The 26,806-nt window shown below is 77.6% G+C and carries 23 protein-coding genes; 11 read left to right on the top strand and 12 right to left on the bottom strand.

Annotated elements, in window-relative coordinates; all coding sequences use genetic code 11:
* Positions 1–31: 31 nt before the first annotated feature.
* From AS188_RS05125 to AS188_RS05105, 5 genes are read right to left on the bottom strand one after another with little or no spacing between them, the layout of a single operon-like run.
* Positions 32–1,213 carry a prenyltransferase gene (locus tag AS188_RS05125; protein WP_058857949.1) on the bottom strand — a complete coding sequence of 394 codons (1,182 nt, stop codon included), beginning with the start codon at positions 1,211–1,213 and terminating at the stop codon, positions 32–34.
* Positions 1,210–1,581 (bottom strand): lycopene cyclase domain-containing protein, encoded by a 372-nt coding sequence (locus AS188_RS05120; RefSeq protein ID WP_373865616.1) that lies wholly within the window; start codon positions 1,579–1,581, stop codon positions 1,210–1,212. The genes AS188_RS05125 and AS188_RS05120 overlap by 4 nt, the downstream gene beginning before the upstream one ends.
* Positions 1,578–4,070, bottom strand: coding sequence for a phytoene desaturase family protein (gene crtI / locus AS188_RS17765; RefSeq protein WP_083529263.1), 2,493 nt, complete (start codon positions 4,068–4,070; stop codon positions 1,578–1,580). Before crtI ends, AS188_RS05120 begins: the two co-directional genes overlap by 4 nt.
* Positions 4,067–5,170, bottom strand: a complete 1,104-nt coding sequence (locus AS188_RS05110) for a polyprenyl synthetase family protein (RefSeq protein ID WP_083529262.1) — start codon at positions 5,168–5,170, stop codon at positions 4,067–4,069. Before AS188_RS05110 ends, crtI begins: the two co-directional genes overlap by 4 nt.
* A gap of 47 nt (positions 5,171–5,217) precedes the next feature.
* Positions 5,218–5,784 (bottom strand): MarR family winged helix-turn-helix transcriptional regulator, encoded by a 567-nt coding sequence (locus AS188_RS05105; protein ID WP_058857948.1) that lies wholly within the window; start codon positions 5,782–5,784, stop codon positions 5,218–5,220.
* A gap of 60 nt (positions 5,785–5,844) precedes the next feature.
* Between AS188_RS05105 and AS188_RS05100 the strand changes: the two genes are divergently transcribed.
* Complete coding sequence (locus AS188_RS05100) at positions 5,845–6,633, top strand: glycosyltransferase family A protein (RefSeq protein ID WP_058857947.1); 789 nt, start codon at positions 5,845–5,847, stop codon at positions 6,631–6,633.
* Complete coding sequence (locus tag AS188_RS05095; RefSeq protein ID WP_143709841.1) at positions 6,630–7,175, top strand: DUF2238 domain-containing protein; 546 nt, start codon at positions 6,630–6,632, stop codon at positions 7,173–7,175. The genes AS188_RS05100 and AS188_RS05095 overlap by 4 nt, the downstream gene beginning before the upstream one ends.
* 25 nt (positions 7,176–7,200) lie before the next feature.
* On the opposite strand, the gene AS188_RS05090 is transcribed toward AS188_RS05095, so the two are convergent.
* Complete coding sequence (locus tag AS188_RS05090; RefSeq protein ID WP_058857945.1) at positions 7,201–8,835, bottom strand: S8 family serine peptidase; 1,635 nt, start codon at positions 8,833–8,835, stop codon at positions 7,201–7,203.
* A gap of 264 nt (positions 8,836–9,099) precedes the next feature.
* Between AS188_RS05090 and AS188_RS05085 the strand changes: the two genes are divergently transcribed.
* Both AS188_RS05085 and AS188_RS05080 read left to right on the top strand, forming a co-directional pair.
* A complete protein-coding gene (locus AS188_RS05085; protein ID WP_058857944.1) occupies positions 9,100–10,269 on the top strand; it encodes a type III polyketide synthase in 1,170 nt (389 codons plus the stop codon).
* Between the two features lie 85 nt (positions 10,270–10,354).
* Positions 10,355–11,581 carry an FAD-dependent oxidoreductase gene (locus AS188_RS05080; protein ID WP_058857943.1) on the top strand — a complete coding sequence of 409 codons (1,227 nt, stop codon included), beginning with the start codon at positions 10,355–10,357 and terminating at the stop codon, positions 11,579–11,581.
* 30 nt (positions 11,582–11,611) lie between these two features.
* On the opposite strand, the gene AS188_RS05075 is transcribed toward AS188_RS05080, so the two are convergent.
* The 3 genes from AS188_RS05075 to AS188_RS05065 form a co-directional block, all read right to left on the bottom strand.
* Positions 11,612–12,850: an aminotransferase-like domain-containing protein gene (locus AS188_RS05075; protein ID WP_083529261.1), complete on the bottom strand. Its 1,239-nt coding sequence runs from the start codon at positions 12,848–12,850 to the stop codon at positions 11,612–11,614.
* Complete coding sequence (gene speB, locus AS188_RS05070; protein ID WP_058857942.1) at positions 12,847–13,929, bottom strand: agmatinase; 1,083 nt, start codon at positions 13,927–13,929, stop codon at positions 12,847–12,849. The genes AS188_RS05075 and speB overlap by 4 nt, the downstream gene beginning before the upstream one ends.
* 62 nt (positions 13,930–13,991) lie before the next feature.
* Positions 13,992–14,558, bottom strand: coding sequence for a helix-turn-helix domain-containing protein (locus AS188_RS05065; protein WP_058857941.1), 567 nt, complete (start codon positions 14,556–14,558; stop codon positions 13,992–13,994).
* A gap of 252 nt (positions 14,559–14,810) precedes the next feature.
* Here AS188_RS05065 and AS188_RS05060 point away from each other — a divergent pair, with 252 nt between their 5' ends.
* The gene (locus AS188_RS05060; protein WP_058857940.1) at positions 14,811–16,394 is read left to right on the top strand and encodes a thiamine pyrophosphate-binding protein; all 1,584 of its coding nucleotides are present in this window, start codon (positions 14,811–14,813) and stop codon (positions 16,392–16,394) included.
* A 148-nt stretch (positions 16,395–16,542) separates the two neighbouring features.
* Here AS188_RS05060 and AS188_RS05055 read toward each other — a convergent pair whose 3' ends face one another.
* Complete coding sequence (locus AS188_RS05055) at positions 16,543–17,028, bottom strand: SNARE-associated domain-containing protein (RefSeq protein ID WP_058857939.1); 486 nt, start codon at positions 17,026–17,028, stop codon at positions 16,543–16,545.
* 246 nt (positions 17,029–17,274) lie between these two features.
* Between AS188_RS05055 and AS188_RS05050 the strand changes: the two genes are divergently transcribed.
* Positions 17,275–18,027, top strand: coding sequence for an ABC transporter ATP-binding protein (locus AS188_RS05050; RefSeq protein WP_058857938.1), 753 nt, complete (start codon positions 17,275–17,277; stop codon positions 18,025–18,027).
* Positions 18,024–19,304, top strand: a complete 1,281-nt coding sequence (locus AS188_RS05045) for an ABC transporter permease (protein ID WP_058857937.1) — start codon at positions 18,024–18,026, stop codon at positions 19,302–19,304. The genes AS188_RS05050 and AS188_RS05045 overlap by 4 nt, the downstream gene beginning before the upstream one ends.
* A 16-nt stretch (positions 19,305–19,320) precedes the next feature.
* Here AS188_RS05045 and AS188_RS05040 read toward each other — a convergent pair whose 3' ends face one another.
* The gene (locus AS188_RS05040; RefSeq protein WP_083529260.1) at positions 19,321–20,691 is read right to left on the bottom strand and encodes an FAD-binding oxidoreductase; all 1,371 of its coding nucleotides are present in this window, start codon (positions 20,689–20,691) and stop codon (positions 19,321–19,323) included.
* 234 nt (positions 20,692–20,925) lie between these two features.
* On the opposite strand from AS188_RS05040, the gene AS188_RS05035 reads away from it, so the two are divergent.
* The 4 genes from AS188_RS05035 (at position 20,926) to AS188_RS05020 (ending at position 25,397) form a co-directional block, all read left to right on the top strand.
* A complete protein-coding gene (locus tag AS188_RS05035; RefSeq protein ID WP_083529259.1) occupies positions 20,926–22,395 on the top strand; it encodes a sensor histidine kinase in 1,470 nt (489 codons plus the stop codon).
* Positions 22,395–23,120: a response regulator transcription factor gene (locus AS188_RS05030; RefSeq protein WP_058857935.1), complete on the top strand. Its 726-nt coding sequence runs from the start codon at positions 22,395–22,397 to the stop codon at positions 23,118–23,120. The genes AS188_RS05035 and AS188_RS05030 overlap by 1 nt, the downstream gene beginning before the upstream one ends.
* The gene (locus AS188_RS05025) at positions 23,117–23,977 is read left to right on the top strand and encodes a DUF4097 family beta strand repeat-containing protein (RefSeq protein ID WP_058857934.1); all 861 of its coding nucleotides are present in this window, start codon (positions 23,117–23,119) and stop codon (positions 23,975–23,977) included. The genes AS188_RS05030 and AS188_RS05025 overlap by 4 nt, the downstream gene beginning before the upstream one ends.
* A 61-nt stretch (positions 23,978–24,038) precedes the next feature.
* Positions 24,039–25,397: an MFS transporter gene (locus AS188_RS05020; RefSeq protein ID WP_236945059.1), complete on the top strand. Its 1,359-nt coding sequence runs from the start codon at positions 24,039–24,041 to the stop codon at positions 25,395–25,397.
* 174 nt (positions 25,398–25,571) lie between these two features.
* On the opposite strand, the gene AS188_RS05015 is transcribed toward AS188_RS05020, so the two are convergent.
* Complete coding sequence (locus AS188_RS05015) at positions 25,572–26,798, bottom strand: amidohydrolase (protein ID WP_058857933.1); 1,227 nt, start codon at positions 26,796–26,798, stop codon at positions 25,572–25,574.
* Positions 26,799–26,806: the final 8 nt, after the last annotated feature.

The following is a 26,806-nucleotide window of genomic DNA, read 5'->3' as shown; positions in this document are numbered from 1 at the left end:
GACCGTGCGGTCCGGTCCCGCCGGCCGCGGCTCAGCGCCCGAGCGACCACGCCCAGATCAGCAGCATGGTCACCAGGAAGCCCGTGAGGTAGTTCAGCCACAGGAACCGCCGCCAGCCGCGGTTGGCGCGCTCGCAGTCCGCGTCGGTGATCGAGCGGAACGGCACGAGGTTGGCGAGGTACGGCAGCACGAGCAGCGCCGCGAGGGGCCCGGGCCACGGGACGAGCAGCAGCAGCAGGCCGGCCACGAGGTAGAAGGCCCCGGCCGCGAGCACGGTCGGGCGCGCCCCGAGGACCGTGGCGATCGAGGCGAGCCCGCCCTCCCGGTCGGCCTGCACGTCCTGCACCGCGCCGAAGGCCTGGGAGGCCATCGACCACAGGAAGAACGCGGCGCACAGCGCCACGGTGCCCGTGGACCACCCGGCCCCGGCGAGCACGAGGCCGTGGACGGCCGGGGAGACGAAGTGGGTGGCGGAGGTGGCCGAGTCGAGGAACGGCACCTCCTTGAACCGCAGCCCCTTCAGGCTGTAGGCCACCACCGCGAAGAGGCTCACGAGGAGCACGAGGGCCGCGGCCGGCCCGCCGGCCGCGAACAGGTAGGCCAGGAACGGCAGCGCGACCAGCACCGACCCGGTCAGGACCGTCCGGTGCTCCGAGCGGTCCACGAGCGCGCCCTCGACCCCGCCCTTGCGGGGGTTGCGCAGGTCGGACTCGTAGTCGAAGACGTCGTTGACCCCGTACATCGCGAGGTTGTAGGGGAACAGGAAGAACAGGGTCCCCACGACGAGGTCGAGGTCGACCCGGCCGGTGGTCATGACGTAGGCGGCCGCGAACGGGTAGGCGGTGTTGACCCAGGACACGGGCCGGGAGGTCGCCACGAGGGTGCGCACGGTCGAGGCGACCCGGCCGCGCTCCCCCAGCCCCCACCACAGCGCCGGCAGCAGCAGCAGCCCGGCCAGCGGGTAGGCGAGGTCCTCGACGGGCACGAGCCCGATCCGCAGCCCGGTGATGTGCCCGTCGCCGTAGTCGAAGAACCCGGCGGCGATCATGAGGTTGTCGAAGACGACCGTGAGCGCCGCGAGCACGGCGAAGGAGAGCCCGAGCACCGCCGCGGCGCGCCCCCGGGGCGGGGCGGGGGACGGGGCGCGCACGAGCAGCACGGCGGGCACGAGCGCGAGGGCCAGGAAGACGGGGATGACGAGGGCGTAGGTCACGGCCGGCTCCCCTCCCGCGCGTCCTCGCGGGCGGGCGCGGCGGTGCGCCGCGCGAGCGCCTGCTCCACGAGGCGCACCGTGTTCATGATCAGGTAGCACAGGAAGGCGAGGAAGACGACCTCCTCGACCGGCACCTGCGGGGCGACCATCCACCCGGTCGCGTACCGGCTCTCGCTGTGCAGGAAGATCCCCAGGAGGATCCCGGCCGCGTCCCAGGCGAGGAAGAACACGACCCCGGTGAGCAGCACGAGCGCGGCCCGGCGGGGGTCGGCGGCGAAGAACAGCCGCTGCCGCACGTCGAGGACCACCATCCCGGCGAGGCTGAGCAGCAGGAAGCCCAGGTAGGCGAAGGGCAGCAGCGCGCTCACGGGGCCGGGTCCGCCGGCTCGGGCAGGGGTCCGGTGGAGGTGTCCCCGCGCAGGTCCTTGAGGAGGATCTCGGCGCTGATCAGGCACATCGGCAGGCCGATGCCCGGGATCGTCGAGCCCCCGCAGTAGTGCAGGCCCGCGACCTTCCGGCTGCGGTTGCTCCCGCGCAGGAACGCGGACTGGCGCAGCACGTGGGCCGGGCCGAGCACGTTGCCCCGCCACGAGTTGAGGTCGCGGCGGAAGTCCTCCGGGCCCACCGTGTGGCGCACCACGATCCGCTCGCGCAGGTCCGGCACGCCGGCCCACGCCGCGATCTGGTCGATCACCCGGTCGGCGGCCGCCTCGACGGCGGGGGCCCCGGTCCCGTCCGGGCCCCCGGCGCCCAGGCCGGGGTCGGCGGGCACGGGGATGAGCACGAAGAGGTTCTCGTGCCCGGCGGGCGCCACGTCCGGGTCGGTCGCGGAGGGCCGGCAGACGTAGACCGACGCCGGATCGGGCACCCGGGTGGGCTCCTCGAAGATCGCGGCGAAGTTCGCGTCCCAGTCCTCGGTGAAGAACAGCGAGTGGTGGGCCAGCTCGGGCAGCGCCCCGCGCACCCCGAGCATCACGAGCACGGCCCCCGGGCCGCTCCGGCGCCGGCGCCACCACCGCTCGGGGTAGGTCCGCAGCTCCGGCGGCAGCAGCGCCGTCTCCGTGTGGTGCAGGTCCGCGGCGGAGACCACGAGGTCGGCGTCGAGCTCGTGCTCGGCCCCGACGGCGTCGCGCCACACGACCCCGCGCGCCCGGGCCGGGCCGGCGGAGGCCCGCTCGGTGCGGATCCGCACGACGTCGGCCCCGGTGCGGATGCGGGCCCCGTGGGCCCGGGCGAGGCGCTCGACCGCGCCGACCACCGTGCGGAACCCGCCCTGCGGGTACTGCACGGAGTCGGCGAGGTCCATGTGGCTCATCAGGTGGTAGAGCGACGGCGTCATCCGCGGCGCCGAGGCCAGGAAGACCGCCGGGTAGCCCAGGACCTGCCGCAGCCGGGTGTCCCCGACCGTGCGGGCCGCGAGGTCGTGGAGGGACCCGGTGAGGTGGCGGGCGAGGTCGGGCAGGGAGCGCACGACCGCGCGGGTCAGCAGCGGCGCGAACGACGCGTAGGAGGTGTAGAGGAAGTGGTCGACCGCCAGCTCGTAGGTCCGCCGCGCCGAGGCCAGGTAGTCCCGGATCCGGGCCCCCGCCCCGGGCTCGACGGCCTCGAACTGGGCGACCGTGTGCTCGAGGTCGGAGCGCACGTCCAGCGGCTCGGCGTAGTTCTCGCCGAAGACCCGGTAGGCGGGGTCCAGCCGCTGCAGCTCCAGCTCCCGGGCGGCGCTGGAGCCCATCAGCCGGAAGAAGTGGTCGAAGACCTCGGGCATCAGGTACCACGAGGGTCCGGTGTCGAAGCGGAAGCCCTCGCGCTCGAGCAGCCCCGCCCGGCCCCCGGTGGTCTCCCCCCGCTCGAGGACCTCGACGTCCCAGCCGTCGCGGGCCAGCAGGCCCGCCGCCGCGAGGCCGGCGATCCCCGCCCCGATCACCACGGCCCGCCGCCCGCGCGGGCCGCGGCGCCTCGGGCGGCGGGCCCGGGCCACGGCGGCGACGGCGAGGGCGGCCTTGCGGGCGTCGGGCACGCGCACCCGGGTGCGCAGCAGCTCGCGGGCGGGCGTGGCGCGGATCCGCGCGGACAGCTCCCGGAACAGGTCGTGGGCGGTCAGCACGGCGGCGCGTGCGGAGCGGGGCAGGTCGTCGATCACGGCGCGGGCGGCGGCGAGGTCGGCGTCGACGTCGTCGAGCAGCCGGTGCTTCTGCGCCTCCGAGAACTCCCCCGGCTCCACGCCGGGGAAGTAGACCCGGCCCAGCTCACCGTAGTCCTCGGCGAGGTCGCGCAGGAAGTTGACCTTCTGGAAGGCCGCCCCGAGGCGGCGGGCCCCGGCCACGAGCTCGGCCCGCTCGGCGGCGGGGACGGGCCGGTCCGCGAGGAAGACCTGCAGGCACATCAGCCCGACCACCTCGGCGGAGCCGTAGACGTAGGCGTCGAGGGAGTCGGCGCTGTGCCGGTCCTCGCTGAGGTCCGCGCGCATGGACGCGAAGAAGGGCCGGACCAGGTCCTCGCCGATCCCGGCGTGCCGGGCCGTGCGGGCGAAGGCGTGGACGACGAGGTTGGTGCTGAACCCGCGGGCGGTCGCCGCGCAGGTCTCGGCCTCGAGGTCGTCGAGCAGCCGGCGGGCCTCCTCCGGCGGGACCCCCGCCCCGGCGGAGGCGCCGTCGACGATCTCGTCGGCCACGCGCACGAGGGCGTAGACGGCGCGGACGTGCTCGCGCACCCCGGGGGCGAGCAGCCGGCAGGCCAGGCCGAAGGAGGTCGAGTAGCGCCGGATCACGGTCGCGGCGGCGGCCCGGGCCGCCGCGTCGTAGCGGGCGGCGGCCTCGGCCGGGGTGCCGGCGCCCACGGGGGCCTGTGCGGTGCTCACCGGGCGCGCTCCGTGGCGCCGGCCACGACGCGGCGCAGCTCGGCGTCCAGGGCGGCGGGCAGGCCGGCCTCCCCCAGCAGGGCCAGGGCCTCGGCGGCGCACTGCTCGACCAGCTCCTCGACCTCGCGGCGGGCCCCGCACCGCTCGAGCAGGTCGCGGGCGTGCCGGGCCTCGGCCTCGCCGATCCGCCGCCCGTCCAGGACGGCGTCCAGCTCGGCGGCGGCCGGGGTGCGCCGTGCGGCGGCCACGAGCATCGTGCGCTTGCCCTCGCGCAGGTCGCTGAGCACGGACTTGCCGGTGGCCCCGGGGTCCCCGAACACGCCCAGGAGGTCGTCGACGAGCTGGTAGGCGGTGCCCACGGCCCGTCCCAGCCGGCCGAGGGCTGCCACGTCCTCCGCGGGTGCCCCGCCGAGCACGGCGCCCGCCTGCAGGGGCGCCTCGAAGGAGTAGACGGCGGTCTTCAGGCAGGTCGCGGCCAGGACCTGCTCGCTCGCGGGGCGGGCCCCGGGCAGGGCGTGGTCGACGTCCAGCAGCTCGCCGGCGGCCGAGGCGAACAGCGCCTCGTCGAGCAGGTCCAGGACCTGCGGCAGCCGGGTCGGGCCGATCCCGGACCGGGCCACGAGCCGGTAGGCCCCGGCGAGGGCGAGGTCCCCGGCGATCACCCCGACGCTGGCCCCGTACTGGCGGGCGTGCTCCGGGGCGGAGCCGGCGGCGGCGGCCCGGGCCGCCGCCGCGGCGTTGAGGGTCGGCTGGTGGCGGCGCCGGTCGTCCTGGTCGATGACGTCGTCGTGGACGATCAGGGCGGTGTGCAGCAGCTCGAAGGCCGCGCCCACCGCCTCGACCACGGGCGCGGGCTCGCCGCCGGGGTAGGCCGCGGCGGCGCTGCGCACGAGGCGGGGCCGGATCCGCTTGCCCCCGGCGCTGAGCCGGGACAGCTCGTGCCACAGCTGCTCGAAACCGGGGTCGACCGCGGCGGCCCGCTGCGCGGCATCGGCCAGGAACGCCTCGAGCACCGGCGCCCGGCCGGCGTCGTCGGGGGCCCCTGCCCGCCCCGGCGGGGCGTCGGAGGCCGTCGGTTGCCGTGCTGAGACCGTCACCATGTCCCCATTCCACCACAGTCGTTCGAAAATCGAAGCAGTCGTCCGCGTCACCCGCCGTCGGGCGGACCGCCGGCCGGCGGCACGGTGTCCGGGCCGCTCTCCCCGGCCCGGCGCCCGGCCCGCCGCACGGCCTCCGTGAGCTCGGGGATCCGCCGCCGGAGCACCTCGATCTCCTCGTCGGTGCAGCCGTCGAGGACCGCGAGCAGCTCCTCGCTCATCGCCCGGAACATCGCCCGGCCCGCCCGGTGGGCGTCCTCCGTGGCCCGCAGGTCCGCCTCGCGCCGGTCGCGGGGGTCCACGGCGCGCACGAGGTGGCCCGAGGCGACCAGCCGCTTGATGACGGTGGTCGTGGCCGAGCGGCTGAGCACGAGCCGGCGGGCGATGTCCCCGGCCCGCACCGGCCGGCCCTCCCGGTTGGCCTGGATCACCTCGTTGAGGGCGTGCACGTCCTTGTGCGCCAGGCCGAAGCCGCGGCGGACCTGGTCCGCGTAGCGCTCGGCCTCGGTGCTGAAGTGCTGGAGCAGGAACAGGATGTCGAAGCCCCGCGCCGGCGGGCCCGCCGGGTCCCCGGGCGCGCCCGCGGCGCCCGTTCCGGTTCGCTCGTCGGCCTGCATGTGCCGATTGTAGGCGCGGGTCGGTCCCTCCGGGACCGGCCGGACCGGGAGAATGGGCCCATGCTCCCCGTTCCCGACGCCCCGCAGCCCGCCCCGCCCGGGACTGGCCCGTCCGTCTCCGTGGTCGTGCCCGCGCGCGACGACGCCGCCCAGCTCGCCGTGTGCCTGCGCCTGCTCGCCGCCCAGTCACGGCGCCCGGACGAGGTCGTCGTCGTCGACAACGCCTCGACGGACGGGACGGCGGCCGTGGCCCGCGCGGCCGGCGCCCGCGTGGTGCGGGAGCCGGTGCGGGGCATCCCGGCGGCCGCGGCCGCCGGCTACGACGCCGCCCGCGGGGACGTGGTGGTGCGCTGCGACGCGGACTCGCGCCCGGGTCCGGAGTGGGTCGCGGAGCTGGTCGCGGCGCTCGGGGCCCGCCCGGACGCGGTGGCCGTCTCGGGTCCGGGCCGGTTCCTGGGCCTGCCCCCGGGCCTGGGCACGGTGCTGTCCGCCCTGTACGTGGGGCTCTACGTGACGGCCGCCGGGGCGGCGCTGGCGCACCCGCCGCTGTTCGGGACCAACATGGCGATGCGCCGGTCGTGGTGGCTCGAGGTCCGCGGCCGCGTCCACCGGGCCGACCCGGAGCTGCACGACGACATGGACCTGAGCTTCCGGCTGGACCCGGGGCGGCGCATCGTCTTCCTCGCCCGCCCGGCCGTGGGCATGTCCCCGCGGGCGCTGCGCCCCGGGCCGGCCGCGGTGCGCCGCCTCGCCCGCGCCGGGCGGACCCTGCGCGTGAACTGGGCCCGCGAGCGCCCGTGGGAGCGCTGGTCCGCCCGGCTGCGCGGGACCGGGCGGGCGCGCCGGTGAGGGCGCTCGTGCTCGCCGTGCGCTGGGCCGGGCCGGCCTCGGTGCTGCTGACGGCCGGGCTGTTCGACGCCGTGGGCGCGGCCGTGATGATGCTCGTGTGCCTGGGCCTGACCGTGACCTGGCGGGCCCGGCTGCCCGCGCCGCTGGAGCTGGCCACGGGGCTGGTCCTGCTGCTGGCCGCGTGGAGCTCGGTGTTCCTGCTCTACGAGCGGCTGGCCTTCTGGGACCTCGTGGTGCACTTCGCCGCGACCGCGGTCCTCGCCGAGCTCGCCTTCCGCGCCCTCGAGCGGTGGGGGCGTCTCGCGGCCCCCGGGGCGGTGACGCACGTGCTCGTCGCCACCGCCCTGGGCACGGCCCTGGCGGTGCTGTGGGAGTACGCCGAGTTCGTCGGCAACGCCGCGGTGGACCCGCGGGTCCAGGTCGGCTACCGGGACACCATGGGCGACCTCGCGGCCGGCACGGCCGGGGCCGTGGCCGCCGGGATCGTCGGGGCGTGGGCGCGCCACCGCGGGGACGGCCCGGGCGCGGCGGACGGGCCGTAGCCGCCCGCCCGCCGGCGGCGGTCCGTCAGGCGGGGGCGCCGAGGGCCCACCACTGGGCGGGGAGCAGGCCCGGCAGCCAGCGGGCCCCGGCCCCGGCGTTCCACACGATCCAGCCGGCCTCGAACTCCTGGAAGCACGGCGTGCCGCCCAGCGCGCACAGCTCGCGGGAGACGGGCACGCCGGCGGTCGCGGCGATGCGCTGGTGCAGCCCGCCGATGCCGCCGGCCACGGTGAAGGGCTGACCGCCCTGGGCCGCGATCACGGCCGAGACGGGGTCGACGATGCCGGCGCCGCACCCGAGGGCGCAGCCGCCGGGCGCCGTGCGGGCGGTGCTCGTGAGCAGCTCGCGCACCGCCTGGGGGCTCAGGCCCGGGGCGGCCTCGCGCATCAGCGCGACCGTGCCGGCGACCACCGGGGCGGCCATCGAGGTGCCGTTGCGGCCGATGTAGGTGGGCGCCCCCTGCTGCTGGGCGCCGGCGTTGCCGGTGGAGTGGACCTGCGCCCACGGGTCGCCGCCGGGGGCGGCCAGGGTCACGGCCCCGAAGTTGGAGTACGCGGGCATCGCGCCGGAGACGTCCGTGGCGGCGACGGAGACCGCGCCCGCGCAGTTGGCCGGCACGGAGCCGGCGGCGTCGATGCCCTGGTTGCCGGCGGCGACGACGACGGTGACGCCGCGGGAGGTGGCCTCGGTGATCGCGGACTGCAGCACCGCCGGGCACTGCGCGCCGGGGACGGCGAGGCTGACGCTGACCACGTCCGCGGGGTTGGCGTTCGCCGGGGCGCCGGGCACCGGGGCCCCGGCCGCCCAGGCGATCCCCGCGGCGACGTCGGAGATGTAGCCCTGGCTGCACGCGCCCACGGCCCGGACGGGCAGGATCCGGGCGTCCGGGGCCACGCCCGTGACGCCGATGCCGTTGTTGCCGTCCGCCGCGGCGATCCCGGCCGTGTGCGTCCCGTGCCAGCTGGAGGCCGGGGCCATCGGGCTGCCCGGGCACAGCGCCGCGTCCGGGTAGTCGCCCATGTCGGTGGGGTCGGCGTCCCAGCCGTCGCCGTCGCGCCCGTTCTCGGGCAGGGAGACGAAGTCGTACCCGGGCAGCACGTTGGCGTCGAGGTCGGGGTGGGCGGTGATGCCCGTGTCCACGATCGCGATGGTCTGTCCGGCGCCGGTGGCCCGGTCCCAGGCGAGGGGCATGCCCACGCCGGCGGGGTCGTCCCACAGGCTCCACTGCAGCCCCGCGTAGGACGGGTCGTTCGGCACGAAGGCGGTGCTCGCGCGCACGTCCGGGGCGGCGTACTCGACCGCGGGGTCCTGCTGCAGGGCCGTGGTGAGCGCGGCCAGGCGGTCCTCGTCCAGCTCCCCGGGGGCGGTCAGCACCGCGGCGCCGTCCACGGTGGGCGCGGTCCCCGGCCCCGCGGCGGCGAGCTCGGGGGCGCGGGCGGCCAGCACGTCCTCGGCCGTCCCGGGCGCGGTGCCCGCGCGGAACTTCACCAGGAGGCGGTCGGTCCCCGCCGCGGGGGCGGACACCGGGGCGGGGCCGGAGGCCGGGGCGGGCGCCGCCGGATCGGCCGCCGCGGGAGTCGCGGCGGCGGCGGAGAGCGGGGCGAGGGCGAGGCCCGCCGCGAGGGCGAGCGCCGCGGGGACAGCGCGGGATGGGGTCACGGGGGTTCCTCCGGCCGGTCGGACGGGGGCGGAACGGGGCGCACGCGGTCCTGCCCCCCGGAGGACCGGGAGCGGCGGCGGATCCCCTGCCGTGTGCCCGGCGGAACCAGGAGCCCCCACTCCTGTGCTCCGGCCAGCCTAGGAACGGTCCGCGCGTGTGACCCAATGCGAAGTGCGATCGCCAACAGCGCCCGGGCCTGCACGGGCCCGGGCGCGGCGCGCCCCGCATGGCGCCCGGGGGCGCGCGGGTCGATACTGGGTCGGGTGACCCCCGCTCTCCTGTCCCTCGGCTCGGCACTGCCGCCGCACGTGCTCGGCCAGGCCGAGGCCCGCGACCTCTACCTCGCCCAGCCCGGCACCGACCGCCTCGCCCAGCGGCTCGTGCGCACCGTGTTCGGCGCCGCGGGGGTCGAGCGGCGGCACACCGTCCTCCCGGAGCTCGTCGACGCCGGCGCCCGGGACGGCTCGGTCTACCTGGCCCCGGACGGGCGGATGCTGGCCCCGCTGACGGGGGCGCGCAACCGCACCTACGTCGAGCACGCCCCCGGCCTGTTCGCCGCCGCCGCCCGCGACGCGCTCGCGCGCTGCCCGGGCCTGGACCCGGCGCAGGTCACGGACGTGGTCACGGTCTCCTGCACCGGCTTCTTCGCCCCGGGCCCCGACTACCGGCTGGTCCGCGACCTGGACCTGGACCCGGCCGTGCGCCGCTCCCACATCGGGTTCATGGGCTGCCACGGCGCGCTCGTGGGCCTGCGCCAGGCCCGGGCGATCGCCGCGGCCGACCCGGACGCGGTCGTGCTGGTCGTCGCCGCGGAGCTGTGCAGCCTGCACCTGCGCCCGGCCCGCGACGCCGACGCCGTGCGCGGGGCGGCGCTGTTCGCGGACGGGGCGGGCGCGGCGCTGGTGAGCTGCCGCCGGCCCGGCGGGGCGGAGCCGCTGCTCGCGCTCGACCGGTTCAGCACCCTGGTCCTGCCCGACGGCGAGCAGGAGATGGCCTGGACGATCGGGGACGAGGGCTTCGAGATGGTCCTGGGCGCCGCGGTGCCGCGGGTCATCGAGGGCAGCGTGCACGCCGCCCTCGAGGCCCTGCTGACCGGACCGGAGGGGGCCGTGGACCCCGGGTCGATCACGGACTGGGCCGTGCACCCGGGCGGGCCCGGCATCCTCGACAAGCTCGAGCGGACCCTGGGGCTGCCCCCGCGGGCCCTGGACGCCTCGCGCGCGGTCCTGGCCGAGCGTGGCAACATGAGCAGCGTGACCGTGCTGCACGTGCTCGACCGGGTCCTCGGCGGCCTCCCCGCCGGGGCGGAGCGCACCGTGTGCGCGCTGGCCTTCGGCCCCGGGCTCACCGTGGAGTCGGCCCTGTTCACCGTCCCGGCCCGCGACGCCGCGGCCCCGCAGGCCCGGCCGGGGGCGGTCGCGGCACCGCTGTAGGACGGTCGCACCAGGAGGGCCCGGCCGCCCGGCCGGACCCGCGACGCGCCGCGGCGGTCCCGCCGGCCGCGGCCAGGAGGTTCCCGTGGACCACGACGTCGTCATCGTCGGCGCCGGGCTCGCCGGCCTGCAGTGCGCCCGCCTGCTCGAGCAGCGCGGCCTGGACGTGGTGCTGCTGGAGGCCTCCGACGGCGTGGGCGGGCGCGTGCGCACCGACGTCGTCGACGGCTTCCGCTGCGACCGCGGCTTCCAGGTGCTCAACCCCGCCTACCCGGAGCTGCGCCGGGCCGTGGACGTGCGCGCCCTGGGCCTGCAGCGCTTCGAGGCCGCGGCCGGGGTGGCCCGGGAGGGCGGCATCGACGTCCTCGCCGACCCCCGCCGCCATCCGGCCCGGCTCGCGCGGACCCTGCGCAGCCCGCTCGTGGAGCTGCGGCGCCTGCCCGCCCTGGCCGCGTGGCTGGCCCCGGTGCTCGACCCCCGGGCCCGGCACCGGGAGGAGGCCGACCGGCCCTGGCGCGAGAGCCTCGACGCCGCCGGGGTCCGGGGCCCGCTGCGCGAGCTCGTGCTCGAGCCGTTCCTGTCCGGGGTCGTCCTGGAGGACGAGGGCCGCACCTCGGCCGATCTCGTGCGCCGGCTCGCCGGCTGGTTCGTGCTCGGCACCCCCGGCCTGCCCGCGGCGGGCATGGGCGCCCTGCCGGCCTGGATCCACGACGGGCTGCGCGCCCGCGCGGTGCTGGGCACCCGGGTCGAGGCCCTCGAGCGCGTGCCGGGCGGGTGGCGGGCGGTGGCCGCCGGCGCGGCGTGGGAGGCGCCGGCGGTGGTCGTGGCCACGGAGGCCCCCGCGGCCGGGGCGCTGCTGGGCCTGGCGGCGGCGCCCATGAAGGGCGAGGCCACGTGGTGGTTCGCCGCTCCGGTCCCGCCCTCGCCGCTGCGCTGCCTGGTCCTGCCCGGGCGGACCCGCGGTCCGCTGACGGACACGGCCGTGGTGAGCAACGCCGCCCCGACCTACTCCCCCGACGCCCGCGCGCTGGTGCAGGCCACCTCCCTGCTCCCCCGCGGGGCCGGCCTGCCGGCCGAGGCGGAGGTCCGCCGCCAGCTCGCCGGGATCTGGGGCACGGCCACCGCCGGCTGGGAGGTGGTCACCGTGCACGAGGTGCGCGACGGGCTGCCCGAGCAGCTGCCGCCGCTGGTCCCCGACCGCCCGGCCGCCCTCGGCGACGGGCGGTTCGTGTGCGGGGACCACCGCGACACCGCCTCGATCCAGGGGGCGCTGCGCTCCGGGCGCCGGGCCGCCGAGGCGGTCCTGGCCTGAGCCCGTGCCCGCCCGGCGGCGGGCGCGGGCTCAGGCGCGCAGCATGCGCCCGAGCCGGCGGACCCCCTCGGCGATGTCCTCCTCCGCGGCGGCGGAGAAGGCCAGCCGCAGGCTCGTGCTGGGCCGGCCGTCCGCGTAGCAGGCCCCGCCGGGGACGACGACGACGCCGTGGTCGATCGCCCGGTGCAGCAGGTCCCCGTGGGCCCGGGCCGGGTCCAGGTCCAGCCACGTGAAGAACCCGCCGGCCGGGCGCGTCCAGCGCACGCCCTCGGGCATGTGCTCCTCCAGGGCGGCCATCATCGCCGCGCAGCGGGAGCGGTAGCGGGCCACCGCCCGGTCCAGGGCGGGGCGCCAGTGCTCGCCGCCCACGTACTCGGCGGCGAGCTCCTGGCCCAGCACCGACGGGTGGATCGTCACGGCCTCCGCCGCGATCTGCAGCCGCGCCCGCACCGCCGGGGACGCGGCGATCCAGCCCACGCGCAGCCCCGGCGAGAAGATCTTCGAGAAGCTGCCCAGGTGCACCACCGTCTCCGGGTCCAGGGAGTACAGGGACGGCAGGCGGTGCTCCCGGTCGAAGCCGAGCAGCCCGTAGGGGTCGTCCTCGAGGACCACGACCCCGCGCTCGGCGCACACCGCCACGAGCCGGCGGCGGCGCTCCTCGCCGAGGGTGACCCCGGTGGGGTTGTGGAAGGTCGGCACGGTGTACACCAGCTTCACGGTCCGCCCGGTCGCGCGCAGCGCGTCGATCCGCTCGGCGACGGCCTCGGGGTCGAGCCCGTCGTCGTCGACGTCGACGTGGGAGACCGCGACCTCGTAGCTGCCGAAGACCCCCAGCGCCCCCACGTACGTGGGGCCCTCGGCCACGACGACGTCGCCGGGGTCGCAGAAGAGCTTGACCACCAGGTCGATCCCGGCCTGGGAGCCGGCCGTGATCTGGATCCGTCCGGGGTCGGTGGCCGCGCCCTCGAGGTCCATGAGCCGGCAGACCAGCTCCGGCAGCCGTTCGATCCCGGCCCCGGAGCCGTACTGGAGCACCTCGGACCCGCGCTCGGCGAGCAGGCGCGCGGCGGTCCCGGCGAGGACCGCGTGCGGGAGGGCGCCGGTGTCCGGGTTGCCGCCGGCCAGGGAGATCATCCCCGGGCGCATCGCGATCTCGAACACCGCGCGCACCGGCGAGGGGCGGAACCCCTCGGCCCGGCGGGCGAACAGGGCCGCCGGGTCCGGGAGGCCCGGTGCGCCCGTGCGGCCTGCGCGCGCGGTCCCGCTCACCGGTCCGCCCCGCCGTCGTCCCCGGTCCGCTCCGCGGCGGGCCGGGGCGCGGCGCCGTGGACGTGCCGGGCGAGCCCGTAGGCGGGCCCGCCGGGGGCCGCACCCGCGCCCAGGGCCAGCAGCGTGATGAGCTCGTAGGCCACGTGGGCGGCGGCGACCCCGGTCAGCTCCGCGTGGTCGTAGGCGGGGGCGACCTCGACGACGTCGCAGCCCACCACGTCCGCCCCGCGCAGCCCGCGCAGGATCTCGAGCACCTCGCGGCTGGTCATCCCCCCGGCCTCGGGGGTGCCGGTGCCGGGGGCGTGGGCCGGGTCGAGGACGTCGATGTCGAGGGAGACGTAGAGCGGGCGGTCCCCGACGCGCTCGCGCAGGTGCGCGACGACGGCGTCCACCCCCAGCCGCAGGACGTCGGCGGAGGAGACGATGCCGAAGCCGAAGCGGGCGTCGTCCTCGAGGTCCCGGGTGCCGTAGAGGGGGCCGCGGGTGCCCATGTGGCACACGGCGTCCGTGTCGAGCAGGCCCTCCTCGAACGCACGGCGGAACGGGGTGCCGTGGGTGTGCTCGGCGCCGAAGTAGGTGTCCCAGGTGTCGAGGTGCGCGTCGAAGTGCAGCAGCGCGACCCTCCCGTGGCGCGAGTGCGCCGCGCGCAGCAGCGGCAGGGCGATCGTGTGGTCCCCGCCGATGGCCACGAGCCGGGTGCGTTCGCCCATCAGCTCCTTCGCCCCGGCCTCGATCGCGGCGATGGCCTCGCGGATGTCGAAGGGGTTGGCCACGAGGTCCCCGGCGTCGGCGACCTGGGCGCCGGCGAAGGGCGAGACGTCCTGGGCGGGGTTGTAGGGGCGCAGCAGGCGGGAGGATTCCCGCACGTGGTGGGGCCCGAAGCGGGCGCCGGGCCGGTAGGAGACCCCCGCGTCGAAGGGCACCCCCACCACGGCGATGTCGGTGTGCCCGACCTCGTCGGTGCGCGGGAGCCGGGCGAAGGTCGCCGGCCCGACCCACCGGGGGGTGCGGGCGGCGTCGACGGGCCCGAGCACGGGGGTGCCCTCCGGGGTCGTGGCGGTGGTGCGGTCGTGGTCCATGCGAGGGGTCCTCTCGGGGCGGGCCGGGGCACGGGGCCCCGGGCGGGGTCGGGCGGGTCGGGTCAGGTGCCGAGGATCCACAGCAGCACGGCGTCCTCGTCGCCGGGGTTCTCCCAGGTGTGGGGCTCCGAGCCGGGCATCGTCACGGTGTCCCCGGCCGCGAGGTCGTGGGTGCGGCCCGGGACGTGGAGCCGGAAGCACCCGCTGATCAGGTGCAGGACCTCCGTCTCGCAGTCCATGGTGTACATGGCCTCCTCGCCGCGGCCGCCGGGGGCCACCCGGGCGCGCAGCACCTGCACGCGGCGCCGGCCGGCGGGGGTGATCAGCTGCTCCTCGATCCCCTCACCGCCGAGGTCCACGTGCGGGGCGTCGGCGAGGCGCACGAGCTCGACCTCCGCGGGCCCGGCGAACAGCTCCCCGACCTCGAGGCGCAGCACCCGGCACATGCGCACGAGGGAGTCCACGGACGGGGAGGTCAGGTCCCGCTCGACGCGGCTGACGAAGCCCTTGGTCAGCCCGGCGGCGGAGGCCAGCTGGTCGATGGTCATGCGGGCCCGCAGGCGGTGGCTGCGCAGCCGGGCGCCGACCCGGACCGCGGCCTCGGAGCTCTCGATCGGCAGGGCCTTCACCGCGCCACCCCCTTTCCCCGCCGGCGGCCGGCCACCGGCACCGTTCCCAGAACGTGATCCGCATCATACGCTGGGGGAAACTTTTGTTGATCCCTGGAAAACAGGACGAGCAGTCCGGGGCCGCGGCTCGCTCCCGGAGAAGGACGTGAAGCCGATGAGCGCCCCACCGGTCCTCCCCCTCCCCGCCGGAGCAGCCGCCCGGGGGCGCAGGCACACCGCCCCGGCCGCCCCCGCGGGTGCGGAGGCCCGCCCGTGAGCGCCCGCCGCACGACCGCCCGCGCCGTCCTGGAGACCCTGCGCGGCTACGGGGTCGACACCGTCTTCGGGATCCCGGGGACCCACTCCCTCGAGTTCTACCGTCCCCTGCGCGAGCTCGGGATCCGGGCGGTCACGACCCGCCACGAGCAGGGCGCCGCGTACGGCGCCGACGGCTGGAGCCAGGTCTCCGGGCTGCCGGGGGTCGTGATCACCACCTCCGGGCCGGGCCTGCTCAACTCCCTGTCCGGGGCGGCGACCGCCTACGCCGAGTCGCGGCCGATGATCCTGCTCTCCCCGGGCCGGCCGCTGGGCCACGACTTCCGGGACATCGGCTCGCTGCACGAGACGAAGAACCCCTCCGCCGCCGTGGACGCGATCGTGGGCCGCTCCCGCCGGGTGACCAGCGGCGCCGAGGCGGTGACCATGGTCCACGACGCCTTCCGGGACTTCACCCACTCCCGGCCCCGGCCGGTGCACATCGAGATCCCGCTGGACGTCCTCGAGGCGGAGCTGGAGTACACCGACCGGCAGGTGGCCCCGCGGCCGCTGGGCGCCCCGCAGCCGGCCCCGGCCGACGACGTGCGCCGGGCCGCCGAGGTGCTGCGTGCGGCCCGCCGCCCCGTGATCCTGGCCGGCGGCGGCTCCCTGCCCGCCGGGGCACGGCTGCTCGAGCTCGCCGAGCTGCTCGAGGCCCCGGTGATCACCACGACCAACGGCAAGGGCGCGATCCCGGAGCGGCACCGGCTGTCCCTGGGCGCGGACCTGAGGCTGTCCACGGCCCACGAGTTCCTGCGCTCGGCCGACGCGCTGCTGGTGATCGGCTCCAAGGTGGGCGAGGCCGAGCTGTGGGGCGGGGACGTCGTCCCGGACGGGCCGGTGGTGCGCGTGGACATCGCGCGCGAGCAGATGCTGTGCAACCTCGACCCGGACATCGAGCTGCCCGGCCACTCCGCGGCCGTGGTCCCGCAGCTCCTCGAGGCGATCGGTCCGCTGCCCCCGCGCCCCGCCCGCGACCTCACCGAGGTCTTCGCCCGGCTCGACGACGAGGGCCGGCGCACCGCCCCCGAGCTCGCCGCCCTCAACGAGACGATCATGTCCGTGGTCCCGGAGGACACGATCATCGGCGGGGACTCCTCGCAGGTCACCTACCTGGGCTCGACCACGTTCTTCCGCGCGCAGCTGCCGCACTCGCTGCTGTACATGGGCACGTACGCGACCCTGGGCTACGGGCTGCCCGCCTCGATCGGGGCGAAGCTCGCCGCACCGGACCGGCCCGTGCTGTGCCTCGTGGGCGACGGCGCGCTGATGTTCTCGGTCCAGGAGCTGATGACCGCCGTGGAGCTGGGCCTGGACCTGCCGATCGTGTGCGTGGACAACGGCGGCTACGGGGAGATCCGGCAGAACATGGTCGACCGGGACATCGACCCGCTCGCCGTGGACCTGCGCCAGCCGGACTGGCCGGCGCTGGCCGAGGCCTTCGGCGCCACGGGCCTCGAGGCCACGCAGGAGGACCTGGCCGAGAAGGTCGCCCTCGCGCTCACGCTGACGGGCCCGTCCCTGGTCCACCTGCGGATCTGAGCGCGGGCCGGGCACCGACGTCGAGGGGACCTCGGCGACGAGCTCTCCGACGTGGCGGGCGGGTCCTCCGTGCGGGCCGCGGACGCCGCCGAGGTCGAGCGGCAGGAGTGAGACCGCCCCGGGGGCGGTCCGCGCGCCCCCGGCCCGTTCAGGCCTGCGGGCCGGCGTGCTCGCGCGCCGGGCGGCGCCCCGCCCGGAGGGCCGCGTGCACGGCGGCGGCCAGGACCACGACGGCGACGGCGGCCACCGCGACCCCGGGCCGGCGCAGGAACGCCCAGACCACGGCCATCCCCACCGTGCCGTAGACCACGCCCCACACGAAGGTGCCCACGAGCATCGCCGGTACCCACCGGGACAGCGGCATGCGCGTGAGGGCGGTGGTGAGGATGACGGCGGTCTGCAGCCCGACCGTCAGGAAGCAGGCCGGGACGGCGAGCACGCCCCACCGGTGCACGAGCCGCTCGGCCCGCCGGTAGACGGGCCCGTCCGTGGCGCGCCGCACCGCGGCCACGCGCCGCCCGCCGCGGGCGGCCGCCCGGCCGAGCGCGTAGACGACCGTGGTCCGCACGACGGCCACGAGCCAGAAGAAGGCGATGCCGGCGCCGAGGGGGAGGGACTCGAGCCATGCCTGCACCCCTCCAGTCTAGGGACGGGCCCGACAGGGGGTTTGCGACAGGTCGTCAGCGCCGCCCCGGCCGGGTCTGTCCCCTCTAGTGGCGGCGCGTCACAGGTTCCGCCCGCGCTGTGCGCGTGCACATGATGGTCCCCGGGGTGCGGGGAGCCCCGTCCGCGCGGACCGACCGGCGGCACCGCCCGGGGCGGGCCGCCGGCCGCGCGGTGCCGCCGGCGGTGCCGGCCGGGCGACGAGGGGGACGCGAGGATGAGCTGCGCGGTGCTGGAGGCCGAGAACCTGGTGCGGGCCTACGGCCGCGGCGCCGACCGGGTCGAGGCCCTGCGCGGGGTGAGCCTGCGGATCGGGCGCGGGGAGTCGGTCGCCGTCGTGGGCCGGTCGGGCTCCGGGAAGTCCACCCTGATGCACCTGCTGGCCCTGCTCGACGCCCCGACCTCCGGGACCGTGGCGGTCGAGGGCCGCCCCGCGGCGTCGCTGTCGGCGCGGGAGGTCGACCGGGTGCGCAACACCGCGTTCGGCTTCGTCTTCCAGCAGTTCTTCCTCACCCCGCACCAGTCCGTGCTCGAGAACGTCGTGCTGCCGCTGACCATCGCCGGGGTGCGCCGGGCCGAGCGCCGCCGCCGCGGCCTCGAGGTCCTGGAGCGGCTCGAGCTGGCCGGGAAGGCCGCCAGCCGCGCCACCGACCTCTCCGGCGGGCAGAAGCAGCGCGTGGCGATCGCCCGCGCCCTGGTCAACGACCCCCTCGTGGTCTTCGCCGACGAGCCCACGGGCAACCTCGACTCGGCCACCGGGGCGGTGGTCGAGGACACCCTCCTCGGCCTCCAGCGCGAGCGCGGCATCACGCTCGTGGTCGTCACCCACGACGACGCCCTGGCCGCCCGCTGCGACCGCCGGGTGCACCTGCGCGACGGTCTGGTCGCCGGCCCGCCGGCGCGCGTGCCGCTGCTCGCGGCGGACGTGCTCCCGCGCGGGGACGTCCACCCCGCGGGGGCCGTGCGATGACGTGGGCGGACCTGCTGCGCGCGGCCGTGGCCAACACGCGCCGCGCGGGGCTGCGGGCGGGCCTGACCGTCCTCGCGGTGTTCATCGGCGCCCTCGCCCTGACCCTCACCTCGGGGATGGGCACCGGCGTCAACCGCTACATCGACGAGACGGTCGCGGCCTTCGGCACCCCGGACACGCTCTACGTCCAGCGCTCCCACCCGCTCGTCGAGCTCTCCTCCGGCTCGGGGCCGCGGCCCTGGGAACCGGGGTCCTCCCGGGTGCAGACGGGGCTGGGGGTCTCCTTCGAGGGGCTGACCCCCGGGGACGTGGCACTGCTGGAGGGCCTCGAGCACGTGGCCTCCGTGGAGCCCATGTACTCGGTGACGCCCAGCTGGCTGGAGACCCCCGGCGGGGAGCGCTTCCAGCTGCCCCTGGGCATCCCGGTCGACGTCGAGGGGCTGCGGCTCGTGGCCGGCCGGGCCCCGGACCCGGGCCGCGACGAGCTGTCCCTGCCCGGCAGCTGGGTGGCGGGCCTCGGCTTCGCCTCCCCGCAGGAGGCGGTCGGGGCGCGCGTGGAGGTCGTGATGGAGGACGTCGCGGGCCGGCCCCGGGCCTTCCCGGCGACCGTCTCGGGGGTGACCCAGGCCAGCCTCGCGGGGACGGCCCTGAACCCCATTCCCTCGGCGTCCTTCAACGAGCGGCTGCACGCCCACCAGGTCTCCGGGGGCCCGCAGCCCGTGCCGGAGAGCTACCTCATGGCCACGGTCAGCGTCCCGGACCTCGACCGGATCGGGGCGGTCCAGGACCGGCTGGAGGACGAGGGCATGGTCGCCTCCACGGTCGAGGACAAGCTCGGGATGTTCCGGGCCGTGATCAACGGGATCGTGTGGATCCTCAACACCTCGGCGGTCGTGGCGCTGCTCGCCGCCGGTCTCGGCATCGTGAACACGCTGCTGATGTCCGTGCAGGAGCGCACCCGGGAGATCGGGCTGATGAAGGCCGTGGGCATGGGCGGGCACAAGGTCTTCGGGCTGTTCTCCCTCGAGGCCGTGGTGATCGGGTTCCTGGGGGCGGTCGCCGGCGCCGCGGCCGGCGTCCTGGCCGGCACCGCGGCGAGCGACGCCCTGGCCGCGGGGCCGCTGGCCCGGCTGCCCGGGCTGTCGCTGTTCGCCTTCGAGGGCGACCGGGTGCTGCTGATCGTCGCGGCGGTCGTGGGCATCGCGTTCCTCGCCGGGACCCTGCCCGCCGTCCGGGCCGCGCGCAAGGACCCGATCGAGGCCCTGCGCCACGAGTGAGCCCGGCGGGACCGGCTCAGACGGCCTTGCCGGGGTTGAGGATGCCGTGGGGGTCCAGGGCCTGCTTGATCCGGTGCTGGACCTCGCGGGAGAGCTCCCCGACCTCGGCGGTGAACCAGTCCTGCTTGAGCAGCCCCACCCCGTGCTCGCCGGTCAGGGTGCCGCCGAGGCTGCGGGCGAGCTCGAACATCCGGCCCAGGGCGAGCTTGGGCGGGCCCTCGGTGATCGGCTCGTCCCGGTCCACGACGATCATGGGGTGCAGGTTGCCGTCCGCCGCGTGGGCGACCGTGCAGATCTCCACGCCGGTCTCCTCCGCGATCCGCCGCAGCCCGGTGACCATCTCCGCGAGCCGGTGGCGCGGCACCCCGACGTCCCCGATCGAGACCCGCCCGAGGGCCTCGAGCGAGGGGATGGCGCTGCGGCGGGCCTGCACGAGCGCCTCCGCCTCCGCCGGGTCGTCGGCGACGAGCACGGACTCGGCGAAGGGCTCGATCGCCCGCAGCACCACGTCCCGCTCGAGCTCCGCCCCGAAGCCGTCGGTCTGGGCGAGCAGGAAGGCCTCGCCGCGGCTGCGGTGGGCGCTGCCCGTGGCCAGGTCGATCGCCCCCAGGGTGGGGCCGTCGACGAGCTCGAGCACCGACGGGGTCGCCCGCGCCGCGATGACCGCGGAGGCCGCGGCCGCCGCGCTGCCCACGTCGCGGAACCAGGCCGCGACGGTCGCCGTGGCCACGGGCGCCGGGCGCAGGCGCAGAACGGCCTCGACGACGACGCCCAGGGTGCCCTCCGAGCCGGTGAACAGCGCCTTGAGGTCGTAGCCGGTGACGGCCTTGACGGTCCCGGCCCCGGTGGTGAGCACCCGGCCGTCGGCGAGGACGACCGTCAGCGCGAGCACCGCCTCACGGGTCACCCCGTACTTGGCGCAGCGCATCCCGCCGGCGTTGGTCGCGATGTTGCCCCCGACGGAGCAGATCGACGTGCTGGCCGGGTCCGGGGCGTAGAACAGCCCGTGCTCGGCGGCGGCCGCGTTGAGGTCGGCGTTGAGCACCCCCGGCTCCACCACGGCGATCTGCTCGACCGGGTCGATGCGCAGGATCCGGTTCATCCGGTGCAGGTCCAGGACGATCTCGCCCTCGCGGGCCGAGGCCCCGGCCGCCAGGCCCGTGCCGGCCCCGCGGGGCACGACCGGGACGCGGTGCTCGTGGGCGGCGCGCAGCGTCCGCACCACGTCCTCGACGGTGCGGGCCCGCACGAGGCCGGCGGGGCGCGTGGGCGGGACGTAGCCGGAGCGGTCGGTGCGGACCCGCTCGAGCTCGGCGGGGTCCCGGGTGAAGCCCGGCAGCCCGGCCAGGGCCTCGGGCACGGGACGGGCCGGCGGGGTGGTGGTCATGGGCGGGCTCCTCGGCTCGGGCGGCGGGGCCCGGGGCGCACGGCTCCCGGGCCACGGTGCGACCGTAGGGACGGGATGTGAGCTGCGTCAACACCCGCCCGCCCGGCCGCCGCCGCGTGTCGCCGGGCGGGCTGCCCGGCGGCGGCCCGCCCGGTGCGGGTGCGGATATCCGCACCCGCACCGGGCGGGCAGCGTCGCAGTCGGCGGGCCGCCCGCGACCGTAGCGTGGTGGCCATGAGCACACCGCACGAGACCCGGCCCCTGCCACCGGTGCCCTGGCAGCACGAGGGCGGGCGCCCGGCGCCCTCCGACACCGCCCCCGGCCACGACGACTCCCGTTCCCCCGGTCCCCGTCCCGCGGGATCCCACCCCGCCGCCGCCCGGGCGGCCGGCGCCCCCGCCGCCGCGGACGGTGCGGCCCCCGGCGCCCTGCCGGGCTGGGGCCCCTGGTCCCCGCGGACCCTCCTCGCCGGGTCCGCCGACCTCGTGGTCGACGCCGCGCTGGGCACCCTGTGGCTGGGCATGCTCCTGGCCCTGGTCACCTCCGGCGTCGCCGCCCTGCCGGTCGTGGTCGGCGTGGTGCCCCTCGCGGCCGCCGTCTACGCCGCCCGCGCCGCGGTGTGGGTCGAGCGCCGCCGCACCCAGGCCGCCTTCGGCCTCGTGCTGCCCGCCCCGCACCGGCGGCGCTCGCCGCGCACCGACGGCTGGCGGCTGCTCCACCAGCTGTGGCTCGACGTCTCCGAGGCCCCGCTGTGGACCGGGCTGCTGCACCTGGTCCTCACGACCGCCCTCGGCTGGGCGGTCGTGGGCGCCCTCGCCGGCACCGGCGCGGCGCTCGCCCTGGCCCTCGCCCCCCTCTACGCGGCGCCCGGGAACCCCGTGTGGCCGGCCGGCGGGCCCGGCGCCTGGCCCGGCTGGGCCGTCGTCCTCGCCGGGAGCACGATCGCGCTGACCGGCCTCGTCGTCGTCGGCCTGTGCGCGGCCGCCCACCGGGGCCTGTCCCGGCTGCTGCTGCGCGTGGACGAGGCCGCGGAGCTTCGCCGGCGGGCCGCCGAGGCGGCCGCCGCCCGCGAGACCGCCGTGCGCGGGGCGCGCACCGAGCGCTCCCGGATCGAGCGGGACCTGCACGACGGCGTGCAGCCGCAGCTGGTCGCCGTCGCGATGAACCTCTCCATGGCCCGGCGCCGGATCGACGACGACCCCGCCGCCGCGAAGGAGCTGATCGGCGAGGCCCACGCGACCACGAAGGCCGCCATCGCCGAGCTGCGCCGGCTGGCCCGCGGCTTCCACCCCGCGGTGCTGGAGGACCGGGGCCTGGACGCGGCGCTGTCGGCCGTGGCCGCCCAGTCCCCCGTGCCCGTCGCCGTGGACGTGCGCGTGCCCCGCCTGGCCCCCGAGACGGAGGCCGCCGTGTACTTCGCGGTCGCCGAGGGGCTGGCCAACGTGGTCAAGCACGCCGGGGCCACCGGGGTCTCCGTCGAGGTCTCCCTCCAGAGCGGCGAGCACCCCGGCGCGGACCGGGTCCTCGCCCGGGTCCTCGACGACGGCCGCGGCGGTGCCGTGGTCGTGCCCGGCGGCGGCCTGTCGGGGATCGCCGACCGCGTCCGCTCCGCCGGCGGGCGGTTCACCCTCGACTCCCCCGCCGGAGGGCCCACCGTCCTGGGCGTCGAGCTGCCGGCCGGCAGCACCGGGGGGCGGTCCTGATGCGCGTGGTCGTCGCCGAGGACGCCGTCCTGCTGCGCGCCGGGCTCGTGCGCCTGCTCACCGAGGCCGGGCACGAGGTGGTCGCCGACGTCGACACGGCCGAGGACCTCCTGCGGGCCGTGGAGCAGCACGCCCCCGACTTCGCGCTCGTCGACGTGCGCCTGCCCCCGACCTTCACCGACGAGGGCATCCGCGCCGCGGTCCTGCTGCGCGCCCAGCACCCCGGCATCGCCGTGCTCGTGCTCTCCCAGTACGTCGAGGAGCGCTACGCCGCGGAGCTCATCGCCTCCCGCCGGGACGGGCTCGGCTACCTGCTCAAGGACCGCGTGGCCGACGTCGAGCAGTTCCTCGAGTCCGTGGAGACCGTCGGCGCCGGCGGCACCGTCCTCGACCCCGAGGTCGTCGCCCAGCTGCTCGTGCGCTCCCGGCACCGCCAGGACCTGGAGCTGCTCTCCCCGCGGGAGCACGAGGTGCTCGGGCTCATGGCCCAGGGCCTGTCCAACGCCTCGATCGCGGCGAACCTGTTCCTCACCGAGTCCTCGGTCGAGAAGAACATCCGCTCCGTGTTCACCAAGCTCGGCCTCGCCCACGAGGACGGCGGCAACCGCCGCGTCCGCGCGGTGCTGCGCTACCTCGGCTACCCCGATCCCGGGGCGGCACCTCCGGGGGCGGCGTCCCCCGGGGCCCGCCCGACCCGTCCGACCCGTCAGGAGTTCCGGCCATGACCACCCACCCCAGCCCCCGGTCCGTCCCCGGCAGCGGCGAGCGCGCCGCCTGGCTCGTGCCCACCGCCGTGCTCGGCGGCCTCGGCGCCCTGGCCCTGCTGGGCAGCGGCGGCGCGGTCGCGGCCGCCGCCCTGTCCGTCCAGGAGCACCGGGTCGCGACCACGGTGACCGAGCCCGTGGACACGGTCGTGGTCGACGGCCGCTCGGCCGTGGTCGAGGTCGCCACGGCCGACGTGCCCGACCTGCGCGTGGAGTCCGTCTACGCCGGGATCCGGCTCGAGAGCGCCCCCGAGCCCCGCGTCGCGGACGGGCGGCTGAGCATCGACGCCCTCCCGGGCAGCTCCTGGCCCGGTGCCGGCGGCGGGATGCACGTGCGCGTGACCGTCCCCTCCGGGGACGGGCCCGTGGACCTGCGGCTGTCCTCGGACGCCGGCGTCCTGAGCCTCGAGGGCGACTTCGGCGACGTGCGCCTCGAGACCGACGCCGGGGTGGTCGAGGCCTCCGGCAGCGCCCGCTCCCTGTGGGCGGCCTCCGACGTCGGGTCGGTCGAGCTCGACGGGCTGCGGGTGCGCGAGGACCTGGACGTGCACACCGAGGTCGGCTCCACCGAGGTCCGGCTCGTGGGCGAGGCGCCCCGGCGCACGTCCCTGACGGCCGGCGCGGGCTCCGTCGAGGCGACGGTGCCGGAGGCCGACTGGTGGACCCCCGCCGTGCCCGGTGCGGAGCGGGGCGGAACCGCCCGGCCGGCGGCCGCGGTCTGCGCCGCGGCCCCCGCCGACCGGCCCTGCCTCCACGCCTCCTCGGCCACGGGTGCGGTGGAGATCACCCGCGTGCCGGCGCGGGGGCCGGTAGACTAGCGGGCGTGTCCGGGTCGGGCGCACCGGGAGGCGGGACGGTGCGCAGCTGCTCAGGAGACCCGTGACCACCGCACCCCCCGCCCACCCCTCGACCGGCCCCCTCACCGCCGTGCCCGCGCCCGCCGTGCCCGCGCCCGCCGTGCCCGGCCCGGCCGCGTCCCCCGGCACCGCGGCCGGCCCCGCCGCCGCATCCGCACGGCCCGCCGCGGACGGCGGGCCGTGGACCCGGCTCGTGCGGCTGACCGGCCTCGGCTTCCTCCCGCTGGCCCTGCTGGCCCGCCTGCCCATGGCGATGGTCACCGTCGGCACCCTGACCCTGGCCACCGCCGTCACCGGGTCCTACGCCGCCGGAGGGCTGGCCGCCGGGGCCGTGGGGATCGGCGCCGCCGCCGGCGGGCCGCTGGCCGGGGCCCTCGCCGACCGGGCCGGCCAGCGGCCGGTGCTGCTGGTCCTGGCCCTGCTCCACGCGGTGAGCACCGCCCTGCTGCTCGCCGCCGCCCACGTGCCCCTGGGTCCGGGCGGGCCGGCGCTGCCGGCCGTCGTGGCGGCGGCCCTGCTCGTGGGCGCGACGTGCCCGCCGGTCGGCCCGCTCGTGCGCGTGCGCTGGCGGGCGCTGGCCGGCCCCGACCGCCGGACCCTCGACACGGCGCTGTCCTACGAGTCGACCGCGGACGAGCTGACCTTCGTCCTGGGGCCCGCCCTGGTGGGGCTGCTGGCCTCCCTCGTCGCGCCCTGGCTGCCGTTCGTGCTCTCCGCGCTGCTCGTGCTGCTGCTCGTGCCGGCCTTCGCCCTGCACCCCTCCGGCCGCGCCGTGGCGGGCCCGGCCCGTGCCGCGGCCGGGCCCCCGGTCCCGATGAGCGCGCGCGAGCGGGTGCTCGTGCTGCTGCCGGTGCTGGGCATGGTCGCCATGGGCACCTTCTTCGGGGCCCTGCAGAACGGGCTGGCCGCGTTCGGCGGCCGTTTCGGGCTGGAGAGCGCGGCCGGGCTGCTCTACGCCGTGCTGGGCCTGAGCTCGGCCGCGGCGGCGCTGTCCGTGGCGTGGTGGCCGCAGCGGCTGCGCCCCGGCGCCCGGTGGGTGGGCAGCGCCGCGGCCATGGCCGGGCTGAGCCTGCTGCTGCTCGCCCCGGCGACCGTGCCCGCCATGGTCGTCGCGCTGCTCGTGGCCGGGATCCCCGTGGGCCCCGTGATGGTCACGATCTTCACGGTCGGCGGGGACGCCGCCCGGCCGGAGCGGCAGGGCACCGTCATGACGCTGCTGGCCGGCGGCGTGGTCCTGGGCACGGCCCTGGGCGCGGCCCTGGCCGGGTCCCTCGCCGAGCTCGCCGGCCCGGACGGGGCCTTCGCGGCGGCGATCGGCGCCGCCGCGGCGATGGTCCTCGTCAGCGGCGCCTCCGCGCTGCTGACCCGCTCCCGGCGCTGAGCCGCGCCCGGCCGCGCCGGGCCGCAGCGCCCGTGCCGCCGGCCCGCCGTGCGCTCGGCCGGCCCGGGCCGCCGGCCCGCAGGGCCGTCGTCGGGCCCCGGGCACCGGACCGGGGCACGACGGCGGACGCCCCCGGCCCGGTGCACGCCGCCGCGGCGCCGGCCGGTCCCGCCCTCAGCGCCCGAGCCGGGCGAGGATCGCCACCACGGCCGCCCGCACGCCGGTGGACAGCGTGGGCTCCACGGCGGGGGCGAAGAACGGCGAGTGGTTGACCGGCACCGGCCCCTCCCCGGCCAGGGTCGCGGCGTCGTGGCCGCCGAACATCCAGAACACCGAGGGCACCCCGATGGCCGCGCCGAGGGCGCCGAAGTCCTCCGAGCCCATGAGCGGGTCGACCTGGACCACGCGCTCCTCCCCCAGCTCCCGGCGGAAGTGCTCGAGCAGCTCCGTGGTGGCGGCGGGGTCGTTGTAGTTGCGGGGGAAGGTCGAGAGCACCTCGACCGTGGGCTCGGGGGCGCCCGAGGCCGCGGCCTCCGCGCTGATGATCCGCCGCAGGGCCCCGAGCACGTGCTCGCGCACCTCCGGGTCGAGGGTGCGCACGTTGAGCGTGAACTCCGCCCGGGCCGGGATGATGTTCTCCTTGAGCCCCCCGTGGAAGGTCCCCACCGTGACGACGGCGGAGCGGCGCGGGTCGACCTCGCGGGCGACGACGGTCTGGAGCCGGGTGATGATGTGGGCCCCCAGCACGATCGGGTCGGTGGCGTCCTGCGGCTGGGACGCGTGGGCGCCCTTGCCGTGCACGGTGACCCGCCACGAGTCCGCCATGGCCATGGCGTCGCCCACCGAGCAGTGGATCGTGCCCGCGAGCTGCGGCATCACGTGCTGGCCCAGGACCACCTCCGGGCGCGGGGCCCGCTCCCACAGCCCGTCCGCCAGCATGGCCTGCGCCCCCGCGGCGGTCTCCTCCCCGGGCTGGAAGACGAGCACCAGGGTCCCCGACCACGCCTCGCGCGCGCCCGCGAGCAGGCGCGCGGCCGTCAGCAGCACGGCCACGTGGGTGTCGTGGCCGCAGCCGTGCATCACGGGCACCTCGGTGCCGTCCTCGAGGCGGCCGGTGGCGGTGCTGGCGTAGTCCAGCCCGGTGTCCTCGGCCAGGGGCAGCCCGTCCGTGTCGGCGCGGAAGGCCACCACCGGCCCCTGCCCGTTGCGCAGCACGCCGACGACGCCGGTGCCGCCGCAGCGGAAGTGCTCCACCCCCAGCGCGTCGAGCTCGCGCTCGATCAGCTCGGCCGTGGCGTGCTCCTGCATCGACAGCTCCGGGTGGGCGTGCAGGTGCCGGTAGAGCTCGTGCATCCGCTCGGTGAGCTCCTCGCTCGGCTGCGGGACGGTCGTGGTGGTCATGGCGTTCT

It is taken from the genome of Kocuria flava (assembly GCF_001482365.1).
GTDB lineage: Bacteria > Actinomycetota > Actinomycetes > Actinomycetales > Micrococcaceae > Kocuria > Kocuria flava.
This window is presented reverse-complemented; position numbering and strand designations above follow the sequence as displayed.